The 25751-nt window shown below is 52.7% G+C and carries 24 protein-coding genes and 2 pseudogenes; 23 read left to right on the top strand and 3 right to left on the bottom strand.

Translation table 11 applies throughout. From position 1 onward, the window contains the following. Positions 1 to 446 precede the first annotated feature (446 nt). From Q3F21_RS18570 to Q3F21_RS18505, 14 genes and pseudogenes are all read left to right on the top strand, one after another. Entirely contained in the window at positions 447 to 1142 is a 696-nt protein-coding gene (locus Q3F21_RS18570; protein ID WP_340256372.1) for a winged helix-turn-helix domain-containing protein, read from the top strand. Positions 1143 to 1157: 15 nt separating this feature from the next. Beyond that, positions 1158 to 2921 carry a two-component system histidine kinase PnpS gene (pnpS, locus tag Q3F21_RS18565; RefSeq protein ID WP_340256369.1) on the top strand — a complete coding sequence of 588 codons (1764 nt, stop codon included), beginning with the start codon at positions 1158 to 1160 and terminating at the stop codon, positions 2919 to 2921. A 98-nt stretch (positions 2922 to 3019) separates the two neighbouring features. Continuing rightward, a complete protein-coding gene (gene phoU, locus Q3F21_RS18560) occupies positions 3020 to 3676 on the top strand; it encodes a phosphate signaling complex protein PhoU (RefSeq protein WP_340256366.1) in 657 nt (218 codons plus the stop codon). A 170-nt stretch (positions 3677 to 3846) separates the two neighbouring features. Further along, complete coding sequence (locus tag Q3F21_RS18555) at positions 3847 to 4935, top strand: hypothetical protein (RefSeq protein WP_340256363.1); 1089 nt, start codon at positions 3847 to 3849, stop codon at positions 4933 to 4935. A gap of 85 nt (positions 4936 to 5020) precedes the next feature. Beyond that, positions 5021 to 5977, top strand: a complete 957-nt coding sequence (locus tag Q3F21_RS18550) for a VanW family protein (RefSeq protein ID WP_340256360.1) — start codon at positions 5021 to 5023, stop codon at positions 5975 to 5977. Between the two features lie 176 nt (positions 5978 to 6153). Further along, positions 6154 to 6579 carry a MarR family winged helix-turn-helix transcriptional regulator gene (locus Q3F21_RS18545; RefSeq protein ID WP_003387981.1) on the top strand — a complete coding sequence of 142 codons (426 nt, stop codon included), beginning with the start codon at positions 6154 to 6156 and terminating at the stop codon, positions 6577 to 6579. A gap of 9 nt (positions 6580 to 6588) precedes the next feature. Further along, a complete protein-coding gene (locus Q3F21_RS18540) occupies positions 6589 to 7248 on the top strand; it encodes an efflux RND transporter periplasmic adaptor subunit (protein ID WP_340256357.1) in 660 nt (219 codons plus the stop codon). A gap of 4 nt (positions 7249 to 7252) precedes the next feature. Next, complete coding sequence (locus Q3F21_RS18535; RefSeq protein ID WP_340256354.1) at positions 7253 to 8485, top strand: efflux RND transporter periplasmic adaptor subunit; 1233 nt, start codon at positions 7253 to 7255, stop codon at positions 8483 to 8485. A gap of 14 nt (positions 8486 to 8499) precedes the next feature. Beyond that, complete coding sequence (locus Q3F21_RS18530) at positions 8500 to 10077, top strand: DHA2 family efflux MFS transporter permease subunit (RefSeq protein WP_340256351.1); 1578 nt, start codon at positions 8500 to 8502, stop codon at positions 10075 to 10077. A 179-nt stretch (positions 10078 to 10256) separates the two neighbouring features. Next, positions 10257 to 10832 (top strand): PadR family transcriptional regulator, encoded by a 576-nt coding sequence (locus Q3F21_RS18525; protein ID WP_340256348.1) that lies wholly within the window; start codon positions 10257 to 10259, stop codon positions 10830 to 10832. Positions 10833 to 10907: 75 nt separating this feature from the next. Further along, positions 10908 to 12110 (top strand): macrolide family glycosyltransferase, encoded by a 1203-nt coding sequence (locus Q3F21_RS18520; RefSeq protein WP_340256345.1) that lies wholly within the window; start codon positions 10908 to 10910, stop codon positions 12108 to 12110. A gap of 34 nt (positions 12111 to 12144) precedes the next feature. After that, positions 12145 to 12492, top strand: coding sequence for a VOC family protein (locus tag Q3F21_RS18515; RefSeq protein ID WP_340256342.1), 348 nt, complete (start codon positions 12145 to 12147; stop codon positions 12490 to 12492). A 92-nt stretch (positions 12493 to 12584) separates the two neighbouring features. Next, the gene (locus Q3F21_RS18510; RefSeq protein WP_340256339.1) at positions 12585 to 13655 is read left to right on the top strand and encodes a branched-chain amino acid aminotransferase; all 1071 of its coding nucleotides are present in this window, start codon (positions 12585 to 12587) and stop codon (positions 13653 to 13655) included. Between the two features lie 208 nt (positions 13656 to 13863). Further along, a pseudogene (locus Q3F21_RS18505) lies at positions 13864 to 14064 on the top strand (metallophosphoesterase family protein); the annotation flags it as partial. 15 nt (positions 14065 to 14079) lie between these two features. Here the strand turns inward: Q3F21_RS18505 and Q3F21_RS18500 are convergent. Continuing rightward, on the bottom strand, positions 14080 to 14220 hold the full coding sequence (locus Q3F21_RS18500; RefSeq protein WP_340256336.1) for a hypothetical protein: 141 nt from the start codon (positions 14218 to 14220) through the stop codon (positions 14080 to 14082). Next, positions 14183 to 15127: a DMT family transporter gene (locus Q3F21_RS18495; protein WP_340256333.1), complete on the bottom strand. Its 945-nt coding sequence runs from the start codon at positions 15125 to 15127 to the stop codon at positions 14183 to 14185. The genes Q3F21_RS18500 and Q3F21_RS18495 overlap by 38 nt, the downstream gene beginning before the upstream one ends. A gap of 125 nt (positions 15128 to 15252) precedes the next feature. Here Q3F21_RS18495 and Q3F21_RS18490 point away from each other — a divergent pair, with 125 nt between their 5' ends. Continuing rightward, positions 15253 to 15999: an N-acetylmuramoyl-L-alanine amidase family protein gene (locus Q3F21_RS18490; protein ID WP_340256330.1), complete on the top strand. Its 747-nt coding sequence runs from the start codon at positions 15253 to 15255 to the stop codon at positions 15997 to 15999. Here the strand turns inward: Q3F21_RS18490 and Q3F21_RS18485 are convergent. After that, the gene (locus Q3F21_RS18485; RefSeq protein ID WP_340256327.1) at positions 15976 to 16815 is read right to left on the bottom strand and encodes a divergent polysaccharide deacetylase family protein; all 840 of its coding nucleotides are present in this window, start codon (positions 16813 to 16815) and stop codon (positions 15976 to 15978) included. The genes Q3F21_RS18490 and Q3F21_RS18485 overlap by 24 nt on opposite strands. Positions 16816 to 16958: 143 nt before the next feature. Here Q3F21_RS18485 and polA point away from each other — a divergent pair, with 143 nt between their 5' ends. The 8 genes and pseudogenes from polA (at position 16959) to Q3F21_RS18445 (ending at position 25732) form a co-directional block, all read left to right on the top strand. After that, positions 16959 to 19607 carry a DNA polymerase I gene (gene polA / locus Q3F21_RS18480; protein ID WP_340256324.1) on the top strand — a complete coding sequence of 883 codons (2649 nt, stop codon included), beginning with the start codon at positions 16959 to 16961 and terminating at the stop codon, positions 19605 to 19607. A 95-nt stretch (positions 19608 to 19702) separates the two neighbouring features. Continuing rightward, a complete protein-coding gene (gene mutM, locus Q3F21_RS18475; RefSeq protein WP_340256321.1) occupies positions 19703 to 20572 on the top strand; it encodes a DNA-formamidopyrimidine glycosylase in 870 nt (289 codons plus the stop codon). Positions 20573 to 20576: 4 nt separating this feature from the next. Continuing rightward, positions 20577 to 21179 (top strand): dephospho-CoA kinase, encoded by a 603-nt coding sequence (gene coaE / locus Q3F21_RS18470; RefSeq protein WP_340256317.1) that lies wholly within the window; start codon positions 20577 to 20579, stop codon positions 21177 to 21179. Next, positions 21176 to 21739, top strand: a complete 564-nt coding sequence (locus Q3F21_RS18465; protein ID WP_340256314.1) for a lytic transglycosylase domain-containing protein — start codon at positions 21176 to 21178, stop codon at positions 21737 to 21739. Before coaE ends, Q3F21_RS18465 begins: the two co-directional genes overlap by 4 nt. Before the next feature lie 127 nt (positions 21740 to 21866). Next, on the top strand, positions 21867 to 23162 hold the full coding sequence (locus tag Q3F21_RS18460; RefSeq protein ID WP_340256311.1) for a hypothetical protein: 1296 nt from the start codon (positions 21867 to 21869) through the stop codon (positions 23160 to 23162). A gap of 227 nt (positions 23163 to 23389) precedes the next feature. Then, positions 23390 to 24217: a transporter substrate-binding domain-containing protein gene (locus Q3F21_RS18455; protein ID WP_340256309.1), complete on the top strand. Its 828-nt coding sequence runs from the start codon at positions 23390 to 23392 to the stop codon at positions 24215 to 24217. A gap of 183 nt (positions 24218 to 24400) precedes the next feature. Then, a pseudogene (locus Q3F21_RS18450) lies at positions 24401 to 24973 on the top strand (amino acid ABC transporter permease); the annotation flags it as partial. A 30-nt stretch (positions 24974 to 25003) separates the two neighbouring features. Then, the gene (locus Q3F21_RS18445) at positions 25004 to 25732 is read left to right on the top strand and encodes an amino acid ABC transporter ATP-binding protein (RefSeq protein ID WP_340256303.1); all 729 of its coding nucleotides are present in this window, start codon (positions 25004 to 25006) and stop codon (positions 25730 to 25732) included. Positions 25733 to 25751 lie beyond the last annotated feature (19 nt).

Below are 25751 nucleotides of genomic sequence, written 5' to 3'. Positions count from 1 at the left end.
TACGAATCTCTCAGATCAATTCAATCTTCTCATCCATCATCGAATAGCCCCCCAAAAACTCCCCTGTATTTGCTAAAAAAATCCACTCCAACCACAAAGGCTGTAGAGATGAAACAGGAGAAAACTGCAAAGGTCTTTGGGACACTACCCAGGTGGCATTTCAAAAGCGGAAGCTGTATTTAGCGTCCAACTCTGAGCCACATCCTTGAAAACGCTGCTTTTGGACGCGGCTTCCGCTTTTGAAATGCCGCCGGACACCCCCCCCCCGCCCCCAGCAGTGTCCCCCCGTACCCTGCAGCAGTTTTCTCCTGTTTCATCTCCTCCACCAACCCTCCACCCAACATCTTTACAAAAAAATTACTTGTCTAACCCAAGCCGGATTTGGCAGACTGGACTGTGAGAAGACTAGAGAAGAGCCGCATGACGGCAGCGTAGGGGGAAACATGATGACGAAAATTTTAGTGGTAGACGATGAAGCGTCAATCGTTAAATTGCTGCAATTCAATCTGGAAAAAGCCGGGTTTCAAGTAATAACTGCCTGCGACGGAAAACAGGCGCTGGAAATGGCTCGCTCGGAACAGCCCGATTTTATTGTTCTCGACTGGATGCTTCCCAAGCTGGAAGGCATGGAAGTCTGTAAAACCTTGCGTCAGGAGCGCAATAACACGCCGATCCTCATGCTGACTGCCAAAGATGACGAACTGGACAAAATCCTTGGACTCGAGCTGGGAGCGGACGATTACCTGACAAAGCCGTTCAGCCCCAGGGAAGTGATCGCCCGCGTAAAAGCGATCCTGCGCCGTACCCAGACGTCTCCCGAATCGGCGGACGCCCCGGAAGAGGTCGTATTGCAATTTGGGGAAATCCGGATTTATCCGGAAAAATACGAAGTATTCCGCGGCAGTGAAAAAGTGGAGCTGACGCCAAAAGAATTCGAGCTGCTCCATTACCTCGCCAGCCACCACGGACGAGTGCTTACCCGCGATCAGCTGCTGAATGCCGTCTGGAATTACGATTTCATCGGCGACTCGCGGATCGTCGATGTGCACGTCAGCCATTTGCGAGAAAAGCTGGAGGAAGACACGAAAAACCCCCGTTACATCAAGACCGTTCGCGGCCTGGGATACAAGCTGGAAGGATGACGGGAGGACTGCTTTTTGACGCGTTTTCGGATCAAACTCACCCTCACGATTCTCGGACTGATTTCTCTTGTCTTGTTATTGATGGGCATGTATTTTGCCAAAGTGTTGGAGCGCTCCTATCTGGAGACGCTAAGCGAGCTTCTGACCCGCGAGTCCAAGCTGGTAGCCCAGGCGGCCCGTCCGGAAGTATTCAGCAGCGAGGAGACGCTGGCCAAGAGGGTGGAACAGGTGGCTCCGGGAGAAGAGGTGCGGCTTACCTTAATCGACCGGACAGGCCAGGTCCTGTTTGACAATACGTTTGAACAGGAACGGATGGAGAACCACGCCGACCGTCCCGAGTTTGCCGCCGCGCTCCGCGGGGAGACGGGCATAGACAGACATTACAGCGAGACGCTTGGCTACGAAATGATGTACGTAGCGGTTCCCATTCTTTCCGGTGATCAAATTATCGGCGCCGTCCGATCGGCCATGTCGATGCAGGATATTACCGATACGATCCACAATCTGTGGTACAGCCTCCTGACTGGCTTGCTCATTACGCTGGTGCTCGGTTCGATCGTTGTTTCGCGGATTTCTTACAATATCACGAGACCGATCGAAGAAATTACGCGGGTCGCGAGAAACATCACGCAGCGCGAATACGAGAGCAGAGTCAGGATCAAGGCCAACGATGAGATCGGGCAATTGGCTACGGCGATCAACTTCATGGCTTCCAGCCTTGAGCAGCAAATGTACGAAATCTCGGAAAATCAGCAGAGACTCTCAGGTGTGCTGACCAACATGACGAGCGGTGTCATTTTTATTTCGGAACAGCGCCGGATCATGCTGGTGAACCCGGCGGTAGAACGGCTGCTTGGCACTTCGGCCAACGACCTGATCGGGAAGCTGCACATCGAAGCGGGAAAAAGCTTCGGATTGAGCCAATATATTGACCGCTGTCTGGATCGCGGAGAGAAATTCCGGCAGGAAGTGCACATTTACTATCCGCAGGAGCGCATCCTCGAAGTAAACTTTGCGCCTTACATCAACTTTAAAGGGGAGGCCAAGGGGGTCGTCGTCGTCCTGCACGACTTTACCGAGGTGCGTCGCCTGGAAAAGATGCGAAGCGATTTCGTCGCCAATGTATCGCATGAGCTGCGGACGCCGATTACGTCCATCAAGGGCTTTACGGAGACGCTGCTGGACGGGGCGATGCAGGACGAAGAGACCTGCCGAAACTTCTTGCAGATCATCTCTGATGAGAGCGAGAGATTGTATCGGATGATCCGAGACATCCTCGATCTCTCCAAAATCGAGCAAAAGCGAATTTCGCTGAATATGGTGCAGGTGGACGTACAGGACCTGATCAGCTCGACAGTAGCGCTGCTGCAAGACCAGGCGCAACGCAAGCAAATATCGATCACATTGCCCAAAGCGGAAGCGCGGATCACGCTTACGACCGACAAGGATTGTCTGCAGCAGATCATTTTGAATCTCGTGACCAACGCCGTCGTCTACACGCCGGAGGGCGGAGCCATTTCACTCGAGCTTCGCCAGGATAGCCGGCACGTGCAAATACAGGTAACCGACACGGGCATCGGCATTCCGGAACAGGACTTGCCGCGGATCTTCGAAAGGTTTTATCGGGTCGATAAAGCGCGCAGCCGCGACTCGGGCGGCACGGGCCTGGGCCTTGCCATCGTCAAGCACCTGGTGGAAAGCCTCCACGGCCAAATTACGGTAAAGAGCGTGGAAGGCAAAGGGAGCACATTTACAGTGACCCTGCCGGTCGACTGGTAATCCCTTTAAACTTTTACACAAAGATAACACTCGCTTTACTCCCAGTATACATTCCCCTTGTACCATGGTCGTGACAGACAAATGAGGGGGAACAGGGTATGACGCGTCATGCTTTCGAAGAACAACTCGACGGTTTGCACCGCAAGCTGATGTCGATGGGGACGCTTGTCGAGGAAGCGATTCATAAATCGATCAAAAGCCTGGTTGAGCGCGACGTTCAACTGGCAGAGCAAGTCATCGCCAGCGACCATCTGATCAACGAGCTGGAGCACGAGATCGAGATCGGCTGCTTTCAGATGATCGCTTTGCAACAGCCGGTCGGCGGAGACCTCCGGCGGCTGGGGACGATGCTGAAGCTGGTAACCGATTTGGAGAGGATGGGCGATCACGCGGTCTCGATTGCGAAGACGACGCGGAGATTGATGGCCGAGCCGTATGTAAAGCCGCTGATCGATATTCCGCTGATGGCTGATCATGTAAAGGCGATGGTGCGCGACAGCTTAAATGCCTACATCGGTCTTGACAAGCAGGCGGCTGAAGAAATCGCGATGCGCGACGACATCGTGGACAAATTGTTTTCGACAATTTTCCGCGATCTGATCGACGTCATGACCAAGAACGGACAGTCGATCTCGCAAGGCACGCATCTGCTGCTGGTAGCGCAATATTTGGAGCGCATAGCTGATCACGTCACCAACATTTGCGAATGGATCATCTATATGAGTACGGGAAAGATGACCGATCTGAACAATTAAATACGATTTGGATGAAAAAGGCCGCTGTCTGCTTGCAAGAAGCGGCTTTTTTTGCTTGCTGCCGCTGAATGCTGGCGCGACTTTGACCGGTACAATCGCCTAACCGGAGGCAGCTGCATACAATAATGCCGAATAAAGATTTCGCTTTCAGCGCTGCGGGAGGGATTGAGATGAGCGTCAAGGAACGCCATATATATGCGGGCGGCAATACAGCGAGAGGGTATCGCTCTTTTTTGAATGCGATACTGACCGGGATCAACCGGCGCGTCGTCCTTGCCGGCGATGTCGAAGGGCTCGCCAGCTCGTTGATTGAAAAAGTGGGAAAAAAGGCCGTCCAGCTGGGCAAGCAGGTCGAATGGATACACTCTCCTTTTGTGAACGGCGCCTTCGATGGCGTGGTGATACCCGAGTGGAGTGCAGCGGTTGTAGACGGGGGATACCCGCGCCAGCTCAAGCCTGAGGGCCCCGGCGTGATAGAGACCTGCGTGAATGTGCAAGACGCCGTGGATAAACAAAAGCTGGTGTCTTATCAGGAAGAGATTGCCGCTTTGCTGGAGCGGATTGAGGCAAGCACGCTGGAAGCCCACCAGGCTTTCGCGGAAGCGCTGCGAATTCACGACGAATGGGAAGCCGTCTTCATTGCCCATCTGGACCGGGAGAAGGCGAATCGGGTAGGCGACGAAGTTCTCCATCTGTTTTTCGGAGAGGAGACGCAAGCAAAGAGAGCGCGTATCAGACGAATGTATCTCGGAGCAGCCACTCCTGCGGGACCGAAGGATTTCGTTCCCAATCTGACCGCGGATGCATCCAAGCGGTATTTGATCAAAGGAAGACCGGGATCGGGCAAATCCACGATTCTCAAGAGGCTGGTAGCGGAAGCAGAGAGACGCGGATTTGACGCGGAGGTATATCACTGCGGTCTGGACCCGAACAGTCTGGACATGGTGGTCCTCCCCGAAAAGGGCCTCGCGATATTCGACAGTACCGCGCCGCATGAATATTTTCCGGAACGGGATGCCGATGAAGTGATCGACATGTACGCACGGGCGATCCAACCGGGAACGGATGAAAGGTATCAGGAGCAAATCGCCAGCTTCCAGAACCGCTACAAGGAAGCGACGAAAAAAGGCACCACCCGCCTGAAAGCAGCGGAGGATTGCCGTATTCGCCTGGCTTCGATCTATCGGGAAGCGACAGACGAAAGCAAGGCCGCAGAGCTTGAAGCGGCGATTTCCAATCTGGCGGGTGCAGACAAATAGTCCGCTGAATGGTCGGCAGGGGAGTGGACCATTCGAATGAAACCCGTCCGACTGCTCATACTATGCCAAGGAGGTGAGCAGCCGGATGGGTTTTTCTGTTGTCTTGGCGCTGATGCTTGTCGTACATCCGCTGGACGCAACGGATTTCCTCAGGATCGTCTGGAAGGGAAATCCCATTGCCTATCTGGATCGGGCCGATTACACGATGCCGCTTTCCGGCGTCCCATTGGTTGACGAAGCGAAGCTGGACGAGGTGCGAAAAAGCGTTGCAGATCGGGTGTATCGGGCACCGGTGAATGCGTTCATCGATGAGAGAGGACAGATCATCGCGGAACAAAAGGGACAGGCTCTCGATGAAAAAGCGTTCTCGAGCCAGGTGTATGCCTATTTCTACGGAAACGGGCCGGCGGAGATGACGCCAGCCATCCGCGAGGTGTTCCCTCGCGTAGACCGCGCTTTGCTGCAGCAGGTAAAGAGGCGCAGGATTGGTCAATACACCACGTATTTCAATCCGGGAAACTACAATCGCTCCCATAACATAGGTCTTGCCACCAAGGCGATCAACAACTACGTCGTCCTGCCGGGAGAGATCTTTTCTTTCAATAAAGTGGTGGGCAAGCGCACAAAGGAGAAGGGGTACCTCGAAGCGCCGATCATCGTCAAAGGAGAATTATCGGAGGGAATCGGAGGCGGAATCTGCCAGGTTTCTTCCACGCTTTTCAACGCTGTCGACCAAGCTGGCCTACATATCGTAAAAAGGTACTCGCACAGCCGTCATGTTCCGTATGTTCCTCCTGGCCGGGACGCTACTGTCAGCTGGTATGGACCTGATTTTGTCTTTCAAAACAAATACGCGTATCCGATCCTGATCCGCGCTTATTCGGCAAACGGAAGCATGGCGGTGACGATTCACTCATTCCCGGAAATTGAATACGAGCCGCGAAATGTGCCCAGCGTACAGTTTCAACTTCCGGAAGAAGAGCCATCCGGTCCGCTATCCTACACGGGAATCCGGGCTGCCGGCTCCCAATTGCCAGAATAAGACAGCGCCTATGTCCCGGGGGCTGTCTTTCGCATTTCTGGATCAAAATTGTTCAATCGGGTGCGTTTTTGTCAAATGTCATTCAAAAAAAGGTTGTAATCGTCAACGAAAACACGTATAGTATTTCGTGTGATAAAATTTCGTGTACGAAATAACTTGATGAGAAGGGGGAAAACATGAATAAGCCAGTGGTCATCCGCGACCTTTTAAAACGCCTGAACAAGACCATCAACATGATTGCTGCCAGAGAATTGGAGAAAGTCGGACTGACCTATCCGCAACTGATGGTTTTGCGGCATCTCAAAGATGAAATGCTCACCATCGGCCAGATCAGCAAGGCTGTCGATCTGTCTTACAGTACGGTTTCAGGCATCATTGATCGGTTGGAGAGAGAGCAGCTGGTAGAACGTCTAAGAGATGAAAAAGATCGCCGCGTTGTCTGGATTCGCTCAACGGATAAAGTGAGGGAGCAATTCGAAAAACTGCCGATCTTTTCTGAAGCGTACTACAGTACACTGTTTAGCGATTTTTCTGATGCTGAGCTGGGGCAAATCGTTCGCGCCTTGGAAACCCTAATCACAAAACTAGAGAAAGAAAGCTGAGGAGAGACCATGAAGCGAAAACTCATTTTGTATGTCATCTTGCTCCTGGTGGTGGCAGCGGGCGGAGGCATCGGCTATTACTACTGGTATCAAGGCAGTCATTTCGTTACTACTGAAGACGCAAGGATTAGCGGAGACATTTACCGCGTCATGCCGCGAATTGCCGGAAAGCTCCAAAAGCTTTCTATCGCGGACGGCGATGCGGTCGTTGTCGATCAAATCGTAGGGCAACAGGATACCACCAATCTGACGACCAATCTTCTGGAAAATGCGCTTCTTCGCGCCCCTATTACAGGCACGGTGATTAAAACGCTGGCAAAAGAAGGGGAGGTTGTTTCTCCGGGTCAATCCATTGCCATGGTCGTTGACGAATCGAAGCTGTACATTTCTGCAAATGTGGAGGAAACCGAGCTGAACCGGCTGAAACTGGGCCAAAAAGTGGACATTGTGCTGGATGCCTATCCGAAAAACAAGCTGGTCGGACACCTGATCGAGATCGGTCAGGCAACCAACTCCACTTTTTCGTTGATGCCTGCCGTGAGCACGAGCGGCAACTTTACAAAAGTCACCCAGCGCATTCCGATCAAAATCGCCATCGACAATACTGCTGGGCTTCACCTGGCCGCTGGTCTCAACGCAGAAATCAAAGTGCACGTGAAGGAGATGTAAACACATGAATAAAGCGAGACAATGGAAGACGCTCGGTACGGTATTGGCAGCCGTTTCGCTGATGGCGGCGGGATGCAGCGAGCCTTCTGCGGCCGGACCTGCAGAAAGCGCCCCGGTTGTGAAGGTATGGAAAGCGGATATGGCCGGTACTAGTGCGATCTCCAACGGTAAAATAACTGCGGCTGAAGAAATACAAGTCGTCTCCAAGCTGTCCGGAAAAGTAGCTCAGGTCAATGTAAAGGAAGGCACTGTCGTAAAAAAAGGCGACATCCTGGTAACGCTGGAGGCAAGCGACTATCTGGAGCAAGTAAAGCAAGCCGAGGCTGCGATGGCGAGTGCACAAGCGCGTCTGCACGACACCCAGGCGGGTGCCCGGACGCAGGAGCTGCAGCGACTCTCAAGCGTTGTAGAGCAGGCGAAAGCCACGCTGCAGGTAGCCGAAAACACTGCCAACCGGATGAAGGCATTGTTTGATTCCGGGGCTATTTCCCAAGCCGAATACGAAAAGACGACGCTCGATCTGGAAAAAGCAAGGACAGCTCTCGAGCAAGCGGAGGCGCAATACGATCTGACAAAAGAGGGACCTACCTCCAATGCGGTAGCGGTGCTGCAAGCCGAAGTGAGCCGCCTGCAATCAAGCCTGGAGCTGGCGAAGAACACCTATCAAAACACGATGATCCAATCTCCGATTTCCGGCATCGTCGCCAAGAAAAACATCGATCCGGGCGAAATGGCCCAGCCGGGCGCACCGCTCCTGGTACTGGTCAACATGGATCAGGTCAAAGTGGAAGCGAGCGTTCCGCAAGAGCGAATCAACCAGATCAAGGTAGGCGCTCCGGTTGATGTGAAGGTTAACAGCCTTGGCGGAAAAGTGCTGAAGGGAACGGTGGAATTTGTCAGTCCGATCTCTGACGCCAACAGCAGCTCCTTCCCGATCAAAGTAATCGTAGACAATAAAGACGGCGAACTGCGCGCCGGCATGCTTGCCGAAGTGTACCTGCCGAATCAGGCTGAAGCGGCTAATTCCTGGAAAGTGCCTTCTTCCTCTATCGTAACCAAAGACAACAAGCATTACGTGTTCAAGGTAGACCAGGATGTCGTTCATCAGGTGGAAATCTCTGTCGGGGAAACTTCGGGTGAATGGACGGATGTTACGCAAGGAGTAAACCAAAACGACCGCCTGGTGCTGACACCGACTGACACCTTGGCCGAAGGCAGCAAAGTAATCGTGAACTAGCGGAGGTGATAACAATGGCGGAAGCAGCGACACAGCAAAAGGAAGGCGGGAGTGGCGGAATGTGGATTACACTTCTGGCCATCCTCATGGGGACTTTCGTCGCTATTTTGAACAACAGCCTGATTAACGTCGCCTTGCCAACGCTGGTTAACGTGTTCGGTTCTACGACGGATACGATCCAATGGGTATTGACGGGATACATGCTGGCCAACGCAGTTGTCATTCCCATGAGCGGTTCCCTTGGCGACAAATTCGGATACAAACGGGTCTTCCTGATCTCGCTTTCCGCTTTTACAGCATCCTCTGTCTTGTGTGCGATGGCCTGGAGCGATACGAGCATGATCGCCTTCCGCATTATTCAAGGTTTGAGCGGAGGATTGATCATGCCAATCGGGATGTCGATGATTTACATGATCGTCCCCCGGGAAAAAATCGGAATGGCGCTCGGTCTGTTCGGGATCGCGTCCATGGTGGCACCCGCTATTGGGCCGACGCTTGGCGGGTATTTGATCCAATACCTGAACTGGCACTTCCTGTTTCTGGTCAGCGTGCCTGTGGGAATTTTTGCAGTAATCATGAGTAGTGCCCTGTTGAAGGAAACGCCGAAAAAGCCCGAACTGAAGTTTGATTATCCGGGAGCGATTCTGTCGATTATCGCGTTTGGCACTCTGCTGCTGGCTCTCAGTAAAGGCCAGTCGGAAGGGTGGAGTTCCTTCTACATTGTCAGTCTGTTTTTCGTCGCTTTTTCCAGTCTGGCTCTGTTCGTCTGGGTAGAGCTTGGCAAGGAGCAGCCCTTGCTCGATTTGAGTCTGTTTAAAATACCGGTCTTTACGCTCAGCGTCATCACCTCCAGCTTCGTTATGATGGGGATGATGGGCGGGATCTTCATGATGCCGATCTTCCTGCAAAATATTCAGGGGATGTCGGCGATGGATTCGGGCTTGCTGCTGATGCCTCAGTCGATCGCAATGGCCATCATGATGCCGGTCAGCGGGAAGCTGTTTGACAAGTACGGGATCGGTCCGATCGCCTTGGTGGGATTGACAGTCATGGGGATTACGACATTTGAGCTGCACAATCTGGAGGCGGATACGCCGCACCACTGGCTGAATACCATCCTGACGATTCGCGGTCTGGGAATCGGATTGTGCATGATGACACTGTCGACCGTAGGGATGAACGCTGTCCCCCGGATGATCGTGGGGAAGGCATCGTCCTTGTCCAACGTGATCCGGCAGGTCATGAGCTCGTTCGGGATCGCGCTCTTGACGATGGTCATGACGACTCGGACGAACTTCCACTCTGCGACGATTTCCGAAAGCATTACCATCACATCTACGGCAGCAACTGACTTTATCAGAGGTTTGACCGGCATGTTTACCCAGGCGGGCGTGGATGCGGCAACAGTGCAAGGCGGAGCCAGCTCCGTGCTGATGGGGATGATCATAAAGGAGGCAACCGTGCGCGGTATTGCCGACGCGATGCTGATTTCATCCATTCCGATTTTCTGCTCGATCCCGCTGATTTACTTCCTGCACAAAAAGCCAAAGAAACAAGGCGCCGCGGAAGAAAAGCAAAAAGCGGCAGCGTAATGGCTGGCACATTTCAAGAAACGAGAGGTTGTTCTCAAAGCGGTTCTTCCGTTTTGGGGACGCCTCTTTTTTGGTTGTTCTGCACCTCTTGGGCATTTTTTATAACGAAAAAATATATTGTAATATTATATCTTTTAGATATAATGAAGTCAGATAAATCGATTAAGGAGGCCATAAGCTTGACCGAATTGTTCATACTAGGCGAATTGACGGGATCTCCGATGCATGGCTATTTGCTGCACACGATTTTGAACGGGATTATTGGACCTACGCGAAAAATCAGCTGGGGGGTGCTTTATCCGCTTATTCATAGTCTGGTTGCAGATGGGCTGATCGAGCAGGTCCCCGAAGAACAACAGGAAGGTGTCCGGCAGGGAAGAGGAAAGAAGAAAAAAATGTACAGAATAACGGAGGATGGCAGACGTCGCTTTTTTCAGCTGATGGAAGAACCGATTCCATACTCGCCGGATTATGAGCTGTATTTTTATACCAAGTTTTCGAATTTTGACATGATCAATAGGGAGCTGCAGTTTTTGATTTTGCACCAGTACAAGGATTACCTGCGGTTTGAGATCCGCCATGAAGAAGAACGGGTGGAGAGTGTGAGCAAAGACGAAATGATGCCCGATGCGGAACGACAGTACAATTTGATCTGGTTCCGGCATAGGTTGGACAAACTCCGTTTTGACGAAGAGTGGGTTCTACAGTTAATCAATAACCTTCGAATGAATGGAGAGGGGATTGAGCGTAAGTGAATGCAGGATAGTGCAAGCGAAGACGCAAATGGTTTGCGCTTGGAGTTGTGTACTTCATGATGAAAGGTGATGACTATGGCACGCGTTTTGTTCATCAATGGAGGTTCGGAAGGGCATATCAATCCAACCCTCGGTGTTGTTCAAGAACTTATCCGTCGCGGCGAAGAGGTGGTTTACTTTACAGCGGAACAATATCGTGATCGCGTCGAGCCAACGGGCGCAGAGGTGATCACGTTCGATGGCAACAAATTTGTGGAAGCGTTCCTTGCCGGCGGAAGAAACCCTTGGGCCCGAGTAGGTGGGCTATTGCGCACCGCCGACATCGTCATTCCCAGTGTCCTTACTCAAACAAAAGGAGACCATTTTTATTATCTCATCCATGACTCAGTGTTCGGCTGTGGGCGTTTGCTTGCACAAATACTAGACCTGCCGGCAATCAGCTCGTGCACCAGTTTTGCAATGCTGCAAGATAGCTTTGACAGTCTGCAAGATAACCTCTCACGCAATTTTCCTGAAGCCGATATTAAACGTGCACAACAGGAGTACCAAGAGCTGCTCAGTAATGTACAGGCGAAATACAATGTGCAAGTTGGATCTGCCTATGAGATTTTCTGCAATCCCGCACCAATGACTATCATTTACACGTCGAAACTCTTTCAACCGGATGAAGAACGATTCGACGAGACGTACAACTTTGTTGGACCGTCTGTCGTGCCGCGCGCACACGATCAATTTGATTTCTCCCCGATTAATACAGAACACCTGATTTTTATATCACTTGGCACCGTAATCAATCGAGCGGTAGATTTTTACAAACTTTGTTTTGCGGCGTTCGCCGAAACGAAGTACACCGTGATCCTGTCTGTTGGCAGACAAACCGATCTTTTGGAATTGGGAGACATTCCGGCAAATTTTATTGTTCAGAGCTACGTGCCGCAGCTCGAAGTACTGCAGCGCGCCAAATTGTTTATCACGCACGGTGGCATGAACAGCACAAGTGAAGGCCTTTATTACGGTGTGCCGCTGATTGTCCTTCCACAAAGTGCTGACCAACCTTATTTGGCTCGAAGGGTGGCTGAACTCGGAGCAGGCATCCACCTAAATCCAGAAGGCTTAACCGCAGAAGATCTCAGAGAGGCGGCGGAACGCGTGTTTAAGGATGCGTCCATTCGAAAGGTATGCGCAGAAATTGGCGATTCGTTCCGAGCTGCCGGTGGATATCGTCGAGCCGTCGAGGAGATCTTCGCATATAAACGAGGCTTAGGATTGAATAAGTAATACAAGATTTATATACAAATGGAGGGAATATACAATGTTCAAGAGTGGCAATGTGACTGTCATGGTAGCTGATTTTAAAAAAGCGGTACAATTTTACGTAGAGACACTTGGATTACAATTACAGCACCAAGTTGAAGGGCATTTAGCTCAGGTTGAAGCACCGGGATTGACAATTGCGCTACTGCATCCTGCCGGAGAACAAGGTCCCGGAAAATCAGAGAGCATTTCTATTGGATTGGAAGTACAAGAATTAGAGTCAGCAATCGAGGTACTGAAATCTCGAGGTGTTGAATTCCATCAGATTATGGAAAACAATGGAACAAAACTCGCACACTTCAATGATCCAGATGGTAATCCTCTTTATTTGATTTGCAATCGGTAAGCAATAGAGATGCCGAAAGCAGAAAATTGTGTTTTAATTATCATGATAAAAGATTTTGACGTGTACTTCATAAAAAGGGAGATGCATGACCTATGGCCCTACAGCTGGAGGTTTCATTAGCCACTGAAAAAAAGGAAAAGCCCGATTTTAACAAGCTGGGCTTTGGCCAGATTTTCACCGATCACATGTTTGTAATGGACTATAGCGAAGGGAAGGGCTGGCATGATCCGCGCATCGTGCCGTATGCTCCGCTGACGCTTGATCCGGCAGCCATGGTGTTTCACTATGGCCAGTCCGTTTTCGAAGGATTAAAAGCGTATCGGACCCGTGAAAACAACATCCTTCTGTTCCGTCCGGACAAAAACATGCACAGAATGAATGTGTCCAACGAGCGCATCGATATGCCGCAGATCGATGAAGCTTTCGTCCTGGAGGCATTGCGGGAGCTGATCAAGATTGACCAGGACTGGATTCCGTCCGCGCCGGGCACTTCTCTATACATCCGTCCGTTCATGATTGCCACAGAGCCGTATTTGGGTGTCCGTCCTTCCCATTCCTACAAGCTCGTCATCATCCTCTCGCCGGTAGGGGCTTACTACGCTGGAGGCATGAAGCCTGTTAAAATCCACGTAGAAAGCAAGTACGTACGGGCTGTCAGAGGAGGGACCGGGAACGCCAAAACAGCAGGCAACTACGCGGCCAGCTTGAAGGCGCAGTCCGAAGCCAAAGTTCTGGGCTACGAGCAAGTACTGTGGCTGGACGGCGTCGAAGGCAAGTACATTGAAGAAGTCGGAGCGATGAACGTCTTCTTCAAAGTCAAAGGGGAAATCTGGACGCCCGCATTAAACGGCAGCATTCTCGACGGCGTAACGAGAAATTCCGTACTCCAGCTGCTCCGGGATTGGGGACATCCCGTTCATGAAAAGCGCATCTCCATGGAGGAGCTGCAGCAGGCACACGCCAACGGCGAGCTGGAAGAAGCGTTTGGAACCGGTACCGCGGCTGTCATTTCCCCGATCGGAGAATTGAACTGGAACCAGCATCAAATGTTCATCAACGGTCAGGAAGTCGGCGAGCTGACGATGAAGCTGTATGACACGCTGACAGGCATTCAGTACGGCGAGGTTGAGGACAAGTTCGGTTGGACAGTGAAGGTTTTATAAAAAGAAGAAACACGGATTTGATCAATTGAATCAAGTGAAAAGCGGATGGCACGGAAGCTCCATTTACTGGACTTTTGTGCCTTCTTTTTTCCATGTATGGGATGGAAAACCTGGGGCTAGAAAGAAGAATAGTCTTACTGAATGCTGCCAGTTGAGTGGCAGTGGAGGAGAAAGCAGATGAAAAGGAAAGACGACCCCGCGAAGGGCCGTCGATACATTCTCCAGTCAAACGGTCGATCTGATTATTTTCGGCCACTCCCACATCCCGCTATGGGAAGAGAGGAACGGCATCCTGTTGTTCAACCCCGGTTCTCCGACAGACAAGCGCAAACAGCCGCTCTTTACGTATGGCATCGTGGAAATCGGGGCTGAAATAACGGCCAGGCATGAAGCTTACGAACAAAAGTAGGCAGCGGTCAAGCGATCAGGAAAACACCTTGATGATCCAGTACACGATACGGCCAACGATGTAGCCGAGAAAGATAGTCCAGCCGATCTTAGCCCAGACGCTTAACCCTTTGACGTATTCACGCAAGCTTTTTCGGCGGGGCGGCAGATGGTTCACCGGATTCCACTCCTTTGGATGTTTGATTGTTGCGGATAAACAGGTAGATACCGGCCAGAATGATCAGACCGCCGACATACTGCGGCATGGTAACGACCTCTCCGAGGATAAAATAGGCGAGAATGGCAGTACCGATCGGCTCGCCGAGAATGCCCATGGAGATCGTCGTCGTGTTCAGCCACTTGATGATCCAGTTCAGGATCGAGTGGCCAAGCAAGGTAGGGAACAGTGCCAGGCAGAAGAACCAGCCCCAATTCGCCGCTGAATAGCCCGTGAGCGAATACCCGAATGCCAGATCGTACGCCACCAGGATGACGCTCGTGATCGAGTAGACGACCAATGTATAGCTGAAGGAAGAGAGGTATTGGCGAATATACTGGGCGATGAGCCAATAGCCGGTGACAGTGGCGGCTCCGGCCAAAGCGAGGATGTCTCCCCACAGGGCCATGCCTCCGACGCGAAAGTCGCCCCAGCCGATGACGAAGCTGCCGGCGATGGCGAGCAGGCCGCCTGTCAGCGCGAGCGGGCGCAACTTTTCCCCAAAGAAGAAGTACCCGCCGATAAAGGCGAACAGCGGCTGCAAGGTTACCAGGACAGTCGAGCTGGCGACGGATGTATAGTTGAGCGATTCGAACCAAAGCAAAAAATGGCTGGCCAAAAATGCGCCGGAAAGAGCGCAAAGCAACCACTGCTTCCGCGGCGTTCGCATAATTTCCGCAATGGCTCCCCGATTCCAGAACAGCAGCGGAAGGGTCAAAACGACCGAGAAAACGAGTCGGTAGGTCGCAATAATCGGCGAAGGCGCGTCAGACAGCTTGACGAAAATGGCGGATGTCGATATGGCTAAAACTCCGAAAAATAAGGCCAAATACGGAGGAAATAAAGGCTTGTCTATCTGCTTGTTCATGGGAAGCACCTCTTGTCATAATCGCTCGCATGAATCTTATTGTACCTGCCATGCGGAAAATTCACAATCGTTGTACGATGCCAGATCAAGGATAGAATGGCCGGGTGAGAGGTAATTCTAACACTATGAGAAAACGATGGCTGTTTTTGATGCTGAGCGCTTTCCTTCTCTTGCTGCCGGAGCCCGCTGCCGCAGTGCCGCTAACCAACGTCCAGGTCTTGATCGATGTAGGGCACGGAGGTGTGGATTCGGGAACATCTCACGGCACGATTTTCGAAAAAGAGATTAATCTGGAGGTGGGCAAACGCTTATATTGGATTTTGACCGAAAAGGGGTACAGAGCTGTCCTCAATCGGGATCGGGACGTCGCCTTGAGTGATGAAAATCAATGGTTGAACAATCCTTCCAGACATATCCGCGATTTGGCCCAACGACGACAGTTGGCCAAAGAGATCAGGCCACAGCTGATGATCAGTCTGCATGTCAATTGGTCCTCCGATGGCAGAAGACGGGGACCGGTAGTCATTTACCAGCAAAATGAACAAAGCTACTGGCTCGCCTCCCTGCTTCAGGATGCGATGAATCAGATGGCGAAAACAAACAGCCGACCTGTAAAGGGTAGGACGTACTATCTGCTTCGCCACGACTATTGTCCGACTGTCATTGTGGAGATGGGGTTCATTAGCAATTACGCTGACCGCACCATGCTGACCAATCCCGAGCAGCAGGAAAAGCTGGCCCGGGTGATCAGCGACGCCATTGGGGAATACCTTCTCCTGTCAGGCGAGCTCGCCGGAGACGGCAGCCGTGCATCAATGGGAGAGCAAAAGCGCACCTGGTGGGAACGATTATGGCATCCCGTTCGAAATTAACATGGAAATCGTCACAAACGACGCCTCCTTCTGTATCCGCGGTATGTACTCGGACAGGACGGAGGCCGTCTTTTTTCCCGGTGGCCCTACGTGGCCGATCGCAATATGGACAGGTCCGGCCTTGCTGTCGATCCGTTTGCATAGCCGCTCCATCTGCCGGGTGATGTGCGACAGCGTATAAACGTCATCCAAAAATATTCCGTTTTCCAGATAAGGAACGCCCAGCTCCTTTGCGATCTTTTTCGCCACGCTGCGTGCCGTGGTTTTGCTGTCCAGGTAAATGAGGCTTCGTTCCTTGCATACCTGCAGGACAATTCGCATCACGCGCTCGTCTGCGGTCGCCTTGGAGCCCATGTGATTATTCATGCCGATTGCATGAGGAACGTCGTCAATCGCATTTTCCACACGCTTGCGAATCTCCTCGTTGCTCATTTTCGTGGTAATCCCCCCTGGCCCCATCCAGGACGCCTTTCCTTTCATCGGCTCCATCGGCAAATGGACAAATACATCATGCCCCTTTTCATGGGCAAGCTCCGCGTCCCGTTTGGTGCTCGGCAGAAAGGGCATGACAGCCACCGTCAAAGGAACGGGCAAAGCCAGGATCTCTTCTGTTCCCTCCATGTTGTTGCCAAAGTCATCGATGACAAACGCGACTTGATTGGTTTTTGCCCCTGAAATCGGCTTGAGCGGGGGACTTTCAATGACTTCCTGAGCACTTGTCGTTCCCGCAAAAATACTCATGGAAACGATCATGATTGCAATCGTGAGCGCAAGTGTTTTTTGCAGGCTTCCCCGTTTACCGAGTGTCATTCGCATCGCCAGCCTTTCTTTTTCCTCTTAGTGTGTGTCAGCCAGCTGCCGATTACCCGACTTGCTTGGCAGCACCTGAGCTTTGCCAGTTATCCGAACCCTATGGTAAGATGAAGGATAGCGAAAAAAGTGAGAGGGTGCGGACGAATATGAGCCATTTGGTGTTGATTGACGGGAACAGTATCGCCAATAGGGCGTTTTACGCTTTGCCGCTTTTGTCCACGTCGGCGGGATTGCACACAAATGCGGTACTGGGCTTTACCACCATGCTGCTCAAGGTGCTGGACGAAATGAAGCCGACCCATGTGCTGGTTGCGTTTGACGCGGGCAAGGTAGTGTTTCGCCACAGCGAATTTGCCGAGTACAAGGGCGGCCGGAGCAAAACGCCGCCGGAATTGTCGGAGCAGTTCCCGCTGATTCGCGAGCTGCTGGACGCGTTTTCGATCCAGCGGTTTGAGCTGGAAGGGTATGAAGCGGATGACATCATCGGTACCCTGACGCTACAAGCGGACGAAAACAATTGGAAAACGACGGTTATTACCGGAGACAAGGACATGCTGCAGCTTGTTTCCGACAACGTCTCGGTCGCCTTGACGCGCAAAGGCGTGAGCGAGATCGAGATGTATACGCCTGCGGAAATCTCCGGGAAATACGGCTTGAAGCCGCTCCAGATCATCGACCTCAAAGGGCTGATGGGAGACAGTTCGGACAACATCCCGGGCGTTCCGGGCGTAGGCGAAAAAACGGCGCTCAAGCTGCTTCACGAATACGGATCAGTCGAGTCGGTGCTGGAGAATATTGACAAGGTGTCAGGCAAAAAGCTCCAGGAAAATTTACGGGAAAACGTCGACAAGGCAAAGCTGAGCAAGGCGCTGGCCACGATCATGCGCGATGCTCCGGTGGAAGTGGACGTTGAACAGACGGCCTTCTCCGGCTATGCGGCTGACCCGGTTATCAATTTCTTTAAAAAAATGGAGTTCAAATCGCTCCTGCCGAAAGTAAAAGGGACAACCGGTACAGATGACGACGGTCAAAAAGACGCGAAACCATTTGCCTTCGATGTCGTCTACAGCGAGGAGACGGGACGCTTTCAGGACAAGCTGACATCGCCGATGGCCATGTACGTGGAGATGGATGGAGAAAACTACCACCATTCGCCGATTCTCGGCTTTGGCCTTGCCGCCGATGGCGTTTCCCTGTACATTCCCTTTGATGTGGCGGAAAAGTGGCCCGCTTTCCGCCAGTGGCTGGCGGATGATGCGAAGGAAAAGTGGGTTTTTGACGGGAAACGGGACACGGTCGGATTGGCGTGGCACGGACTGGAGATGGCGGGGATCGGCTTTGACATCTATCTGGCTTCGTACCTGCTCAATGCGGCCGAGAGCAGTCCGCAGGTGTCTGATATTGCCGTTCACTATGCGGATGTGCGGGTGCTGCCGGACGAAGAGGTTTACGGCAAGGGGGCCAAGCGCCTCGTCCCGGAAACCGATGTGCTGAGCGAGCACGTGGCGCTGAAGGCCGCCGCGCTGTACCAGAGCGTACCGAAAATCAAGGAAGAGATGGGCGCAAGCAAGCTCGATGAATTGCTGGCTCAGATGGAAGGGCCGCTCAGCCTCGTTTTGGCCGCTATGGAAAAACAAGGGGTAAAGGTAAACGAGCAGCGGCTGCAGCAAATGGGCGAGGAACTGGACGCGCAGCTGGAGAAGCTGACCGACCAAATTTATGAATTGGCCGGAACCTCGTTTAATATCAACTCGCCGAAGCAGCTCGGAGAAATTTTGTTCGACAGACTGGCTCTTCCGGTGCTGAAGAAAACGAAGACGGGACCGTCCACCAGTGCGGACGTCTTGGAAAAACTGGCCCCTTACCATCCGATTATCGAGTCGATCCTGCACTTCCGCCAGCTCGGCAAGCTGCGTTCCACGTATATTGAGGGACTCACGAAGGAAATCCATCCGGGCACGGGCAAGGTGCACACCATTTTCAATCAGGCGACGACCGCGACAGGCCGCCTGTCCAGTACGGATCCCAACCTGCAAAACATCCCGATCCGCCTGGAAGAGGGACGGAAAATACGTCAGGCGTTTATTCCCTCCGAAGACGGCTGGTTTATACTGGCGGCGGACTATTCCCAGATCGAGCTGCGCGTGCTGGCTCACATCTCGGGGGATGAGAATCTGATCGACGCGTTCCAGAAAGGGATGGACATTCACACCCGGACGGCAATGGATGTGTTTGACGTATCCGAAGCCGAGGTCACTTCCCTGATGAGGCGGCAAGCCAAGGCCGTCAACTTTGGCATTGTCTACGGCATCAGCGACTACGGCTTGTCCCAGAATCTCAATATTACCCGGAAAGAAGCCGGGGATTTCATCGAACGTTACTTCGCCGTCTTCTCCGGGGTAAAACGCTATATGGAAGACATCGTCAAGCAAGCGAAGGAGGACGGTTATGTCACGACGCTGCTGAATCGCAGACGGTACCTGCCGGACATCAAGAGCAGCAACTTCAACCTGCGCTCCTTTGCAGAGCGGACGGCGATGAACACGCCGATCCAGGGTACGGCCGCTGATATTATCAAGCTTGCAATGATCCGCATGCAGGACAGCCTGCGCGAACAGGGTCTGAAGAGCCGGATGCTGCTTCAGGTGCATGACGAATTGGTTTTTGAAGTGCCGGAAGAAGAGTTGGAAACCATGCAGCAGCTCGTCCCCGATGTGATGGAAAACGCCCTCAAGCTGGATGTTCCCTTGAAGGTGGACGTCAACTACGGACGAAGCTGGTACGATGCCAAGTAGCCAGGCGATGCAGACCAAATCGGAGAAAAGAGGGCAAGCCGGACGTTTGGATTGTCCGCGGGCGTGACAAACAGACAACAGGAGGAGGGAGAACCATGCCGGAATTGCCAGAGGTGGAGACGGTGGTGCGTACGCTGCGCCGGCTCGTCTTGGGAAAAACAATCGGGAGCGTCAGCGTCCTGCTCCCGCGAATCATACGCAGGCCGGACGATATGGAGGAGTTCAAAGCGATGCTCGTCGGACAGACGATCCATGAGATCAAGCGGCGCGCCAAGTTTATCCAGTTCATACTGGATCGGGACGTGCTTGTCTCTCATCTGCGGATGGAAGGGCGCTACGGTCTTTACCGCTCGGATGAGCCCGTCGAAAAGCATACGCACGTCATTTTCCACTTTACCGATGGGACAGAGCTGCGGTATCGCGACGTCCGGCAGTTCGGGACCATGGACCTCTTTCCGCTGGGCAAGGAGACCGTGGAAGGACCGCTTGCCAAGCTCGGTGTCGAGCCGTTGGCGGAGGAGTTTACGCCAGATGTGCTGCGCGGGCTGCTCAAGGGGCGGACGACGAAAATCAAGCCGCTCCTTTTGAATCAGGAATGTATTGTCGGTTTGGGGAATATTTATGTGGACGAGTCCCTCTTTCGGGCGCGGATTCATCCCGAGCGTCCCGCCGGAAAGCTGACCGCCCAGCAGGTGGCCAAGCTGCATGAGGCGATTGTCGCCACGCTCTCGGAAGCCGTTGAACAGGGAGGCAGCTCCATCAAATCTTACGTGAACGGTCAAGGGGAGATGGGCATGTTCCAGCAATCCCTCCTGGTGTACGGACGCAAGGGAGAGCCGTGCGTCAACTGCGGCACGGCCATCATCCGCTTTGTCGTCGGCGGGAGAGGGACGCATATTTGCCCGGCTTGTCAAAAGACGCCGGACACGCGAAAAAAAGGGGCTCAGCAGCCAAAGGGAGGGTGAGCGGATGATTCTGGGACTGACAGGAGGCATAGCGACTGGCAAAAGTACGGTTACGGCCATGCTTCGGGAGCAGGGAATCCCTGTCATCGATGCGGATCAGATTGCCCGCGATGTGGTTGAGCCGGGCAAACCGGCCTATGAAGCGATTGTTCGCCACTTTGGACGGGAGATTTTGCTGCCAGGCGGGCAGATCGATCGAAAAAAGCTGGGGGAGATCGTTTTTTCGGATGAAGCGGAGCGCCAAAGGCTGAATGCGATCGTCCACCCTGAAGTCCGCCGCGTCATGCGCGAAGAAGCGGAAGCCGCAGAGCAAAACGGCGCCAAAATTGTGTTTATGGACATTCCGCTGCTTTTTGAAAGCAAGCTGCAGCATATGGTAGACAAGGTTGTCGTCGTCTACGCTCCCGCTCAACTGCAGCTGGCCCGGATGATGGAACGGGACGAGTTTGAGGAAGAGCAGGCGCAAAAGCGTTTGCGAGCGCAATTGCCGATCGACCAGAAGCGCGCGGAAGCCGACTTTGTCATCGACAATACCGGTTCACGGGAAGAGACCCAGAAACAAGTGATTCAGCTTTTGGAACGGTTGAAGACGGAAGTGGCTCCATGACGCGGAGCAAAAAAGCCTTTGTCTTTCTGTTCTTTTTGATGGCCGTGTTTTTCCTGCTCAATACACCGACCGTTTGGAAGTGGATGTATCCGATCAAATACCAAAAGGAGATTCTGGAGGCGTCCAGCCGCTATCAGGTCGACCCGTACCTGATTTTGGCCGTCATCCGTTCCGAGAGCGGGTTTGAGACGGACAGAGTATCGCGCAAGGGAGCGATCGGGCTCATGCAGGTCATGCCCGACACGGCGGAATGGATCGTCGAACAGGCTGGCCTTCGACCAACAAGCGAGCAATATTTGTACGATCCGGTGGTGAATATCAATATCGGCACGTGGTATTTGTCTTTTTTGGAGAAACGGTATGAGGGAGATTTGGTGAAGGTGATCGCCGCCTACAATGCCGGACCGGGCAAGGTGAGCAGCTGGCTCACGCAGGAGCAGTGGAACGGCAAGCGGGAGACGATCGAGGACATCCCGTTTGGAGAGACGCGCCTGTACGTGCAGAGAGTCCTTTACTACCATGATCGCTATCGGAGCATCTATACGGAGCAATTGCAATAAAGCCGCTTCCCTTGTTTCAAGGTGAAGCGGCTTTGTTTGTATGGTCGCTGATGGAGGTTTAGTCAAATCCGCTGCGATCGATTATACTTAACTTACTTGATTTGGAAACTGCGAAAGTAGGTATCGTATGCACAGGATCGGAGTCGTCGGGCCACAACCATCCGTGGAACGAATGATTGACATGGGCAAGGAATTTGAGAAGGACATGAGGTTTTTTCCTTACCCCTACGAGAGGTTTCAAGAGACGCGCGAGCTTGTGAAGACCAACGCTGATCAAGTGGACGTATGGCTGTTCTCGGGCAAGCTCTCGTATATGATTGCCAGGCAGGAGCTTGGTACGGCGGAAAACATGGTGCATGTCCAACATACGGAAGCGAGTCTGTACAGATGCTTTTTGATGATGGCCAAGGAGCAGGGAAGATTTTTGGAGCGGGTCAGCATCGACGAGTTGGAAAAGACGCAGCTTGATTTCGCGCTGCAGCAGCTGGAGATCGAGCCGCGCGACGTTTACCTGAAAATTTACGATGTGGATACGAATCCGGAGGAACTGCTGGACTTTCACCTGCAGTTGTGGAGGGAAGGGAAAACCGACGGGGCGATCACCTGTTTCGAGGGAATCTACAGGGGCCTGAAGGCGGCGGGAGTACCTGTTTACTGGTTCACGCCGACGCGTCTGGAGATTTTGCAGACGTTTCGGATCGTCGCCGAAAAGGTGCGGACGCTGTATTTCAAGGATACGCAGATCGGGGTCGAGATCATCGAGATCGAGCAGTTTGACCGGGTCGCCGAGAAGGCAAAAAGCCCGTACCACTTGCAGCATCTGGAGCTGCGCCTGAAGGAAGCGCTGCTGCATTTGTGCGAAAAGCTCAACGGCTCGCTTCTGGAAAAAGGGAACGGACGTTATGTCGTATTCAGCTCGCGGGGAGCGATTGAACGAGAAATCGACATCTTGAGGGAGACAATCCGGCAGTTGTCGCTTGTCGCGGAGTCCATGGTCGCAGTAGGCGTCGGGTTTGGCGAGACCGTTTTTACTGCGGAGGTAAATGCCCGCCGAGCGATTCAGCAGTCGAAGGAAAAGGCGGAGAGAGGGATCGTGATCGTCCAGGAGGATGGCACCGTGATCGAAGCGGCCGGTCTGGAAAACGAGCTGGCCTATTCGTCCCGCATGCAGGACAGAGAGTTTCTGGACAAGCTGAAGAAGGGAAATATCAGCGTCAGAACGTACAACAAGATCGAAGCGCTGGTCCGCAGAATGGGCTGGAGCGATTTCACGACCAAGGACCTCGCTCTCCACCTCCATCTGGACGAGCGGAATGCCCGGAGAATTGTCGCATATTTATGCGAGGTGGACCTCGCGGAATGCGTGGGCGAGGAATCAGTCTCCACACGCGGAAGGCCGAGCAAAATCTATCGGCTGAAATAAATGAACAAGCACTTGTCTTTTGTACCGCCCAAATAAAAAGGGCGGTTATTTTTTTGTCATATGGAAATACATTTGCAAGTAATTTATATTTATTCAGTACCATGTTTTTTTAATCTACATGAAAAAAGTGTTGAAATACTCAAAGTATTTCTTATAATACTTATATCAGGGTATTTACCCTTAAATAACCCTAAATTGACCGCTAGATGCCGGAAAGGAATGTTTCTATGAAAAAAGTACTCATCGTTATGTTGTCTCTCCTTTTGGTCGTGCTTGCTGCCGGATGCTCCCAGGACAGCTCCGCGCCGGGCCAGCAGGCTCCTTCCACCATTGACCGGGTGAAAGAGAAAAAGAAGCTGGTCATCGGTACGGGCGTTGCCTATCTGCCGTTTGAAATGAAAGACAAGGACGGAAACTTCGTCGGTTACGACATCGACATGGGGAATGCCATCGGGAAAGCGCTGGGCGTGGAGGTTGAATTCAAGCAAATGAAATTCAGCGGCTTGATCCCGGCCTTGCAGACAGGCGATATCGATATGGCCATCGCCGCCATGACGATCCGCGGAGACCGCGCGCTGTCTGTCAGCTTCTCGGACCCATACTATTCCACCGGACAAGTCATCATGGCACCGAAAGCGGACAATACGACGAAATCCTGGCAGGACCTCGATCAGCCTGGCAAGAAGATCGCCGTATCCCAAGGTACGACAGGGGCCCTTTTGGCCAAGCAAATCTTCAAGCAAGCGCAAGTCATGGACTTTGAAAACGTCGCTTCCGCGGCACTGGCTCTGAACCAGGGGCAAGCGGACGGAGTTGTGACAGAGGAAGTTGTCGTTCGCGAATACGAAGCGCAAAAAGACTACAGTGTCAAAGGCATCTATGATCTCATCTCTTCGGAAAACCTGGGGATTGCGGTTCAACTGAATGACTTTGCCACCATACAATGGCTGAACACATTCCTGCATGCGTATAAAAACAGCCCAGAAGACAAGGCTTCTATCGATAAATGGTTTAACTCCAGCGATTGGAGAAGCAATGTGGAGCAGAAGAAGTAAGCGCGGGTTTGCCCTAGTCGGGAAGAGCCGATTTGTCAGGTTCTTCCCGACGCTTGTCTTGTCTAATAAAAATGCTGCGATTGGGAGGGTGAGCATGTGAACTACCAGATGGACTGGAGTGTCATCACCGATAATTTCGACATCTTCATGGAAGGGTTATTGGTTACCTTGAAAATCTCCGCGCTGTCGCTTGCGATCAGCATACCGATCGGCATCGCGGCCGGTTTGTGCCGGATCTCCCGCAACCGGATCCTTTCGTTTTTGGCGGCAAGCTATGTGGAGGTCATCCGGGGGATTCCGCTGTTGGTGCTGCTTTTGTGGATTTTCTTTGTTCTCGGCAAGTTTATGAAGCTCGGCTCGTTCTGGTCGGCAGTGATCGGTCTCGCGGTGTTCTCCGGCGCCTTCGTGGCGGAAATCGTACGGGCGGGGATTCAGTCCGTGCCGCGGGGGCAGATGGAAGCGGCACGTTCTTCGGGGATGAACTACTATCAGGCAATGCGGCTGATTATTTTGCCGCAGGCGCTGCGCAAGGTGCTGCCGCCGCTCGCTTCCCAGTTCATCATCCTGATCAAAGACTCGTCGCTTGCCTCTGTCATCGCCGTCGTCGATCTCAGTCTGGTCGGACACAATCTGGTCGCGACGACATTCCGGGTGCTGGAGGTATGGACGTTTATCGCCGCGGTGTATTTTGTCATTACATTCAGCCTTTCGCAGATCATTCGCTACTTTGAGCGGAAGTACCGCGTGCTGGAATAACTTTTTGACGAGGAGAAGGAGGGCTGCTTCATGATTTCCATCCGAAACGTCTCCAAAAGCTACGGGCAGGTGAAGGTCCTGCACGATATCAATCTGGAGATTCCGCAGTCGCAGGTGTTTGCCCTGATCGGACCGAGCGGAGCGGGGAAAAGCACGTTGATTCGCACGGTCAATGCACTGGAGAATATCCAGGAAGGGGAAATTTTGATCGACGGCGTCTCTGTGCATGACAAAAAAACGGATATCAACAAGCTCCGCGCCGACATCGGGTTTGTGTTTCAATCGTTCAATCTGTATCCGCATCTGACGGCTCTGGAGAATGTCACGATCGCTCCGGTCAACGTGAAAAACATGAGCAGAAAGGAAGCGGAGGAAAAAGGAAAAGAACTGCTGGCCTCTCTGGGGCTGGGCGACAAATTCGCCTCGTATCCCGGCCAGCTGTCGGGCGGGCAGCAGCAGCGCGTGGCGATTGCCAGAGCGCTGGCGATGGACCCCAAAGTCATGCTGTTCGACGAGCCTACATCAGCGCTCGATCCGGAAATGGTCAAGGAAGTGCTGGATGCCATCCGCAAGCTCGCGTCGACGGGCATGACGATGGCCGTCGTGACGCACGAGATGGGCTTTGCCAAGGAAATTTGCAACCAAATCGTCTTTATGACGGAAGGAAAGATTGTCGAAGTGGCGGAGCCGAAGGAGTTTTTCAGCAGTCCAAAAACGGACCGGGCGCAGGACTTTCTGGCAAAGGTGCTCAACCACTGATCGATAGAACCAAAGGAGA

Origin of the sequence: Brevibacillus borstelensis, from assembly GCF_037834415.1 — a bacterium.
Lineage (GTDB): Bacteria > Bacillota > Bacilli > Brevibacillales > Brevibacillaceae > Brevibacillus > Brevibacillus borstelensis_A.
This window is presented reverse-complemented; position numbering and strand designations above follow the sequence as displayed.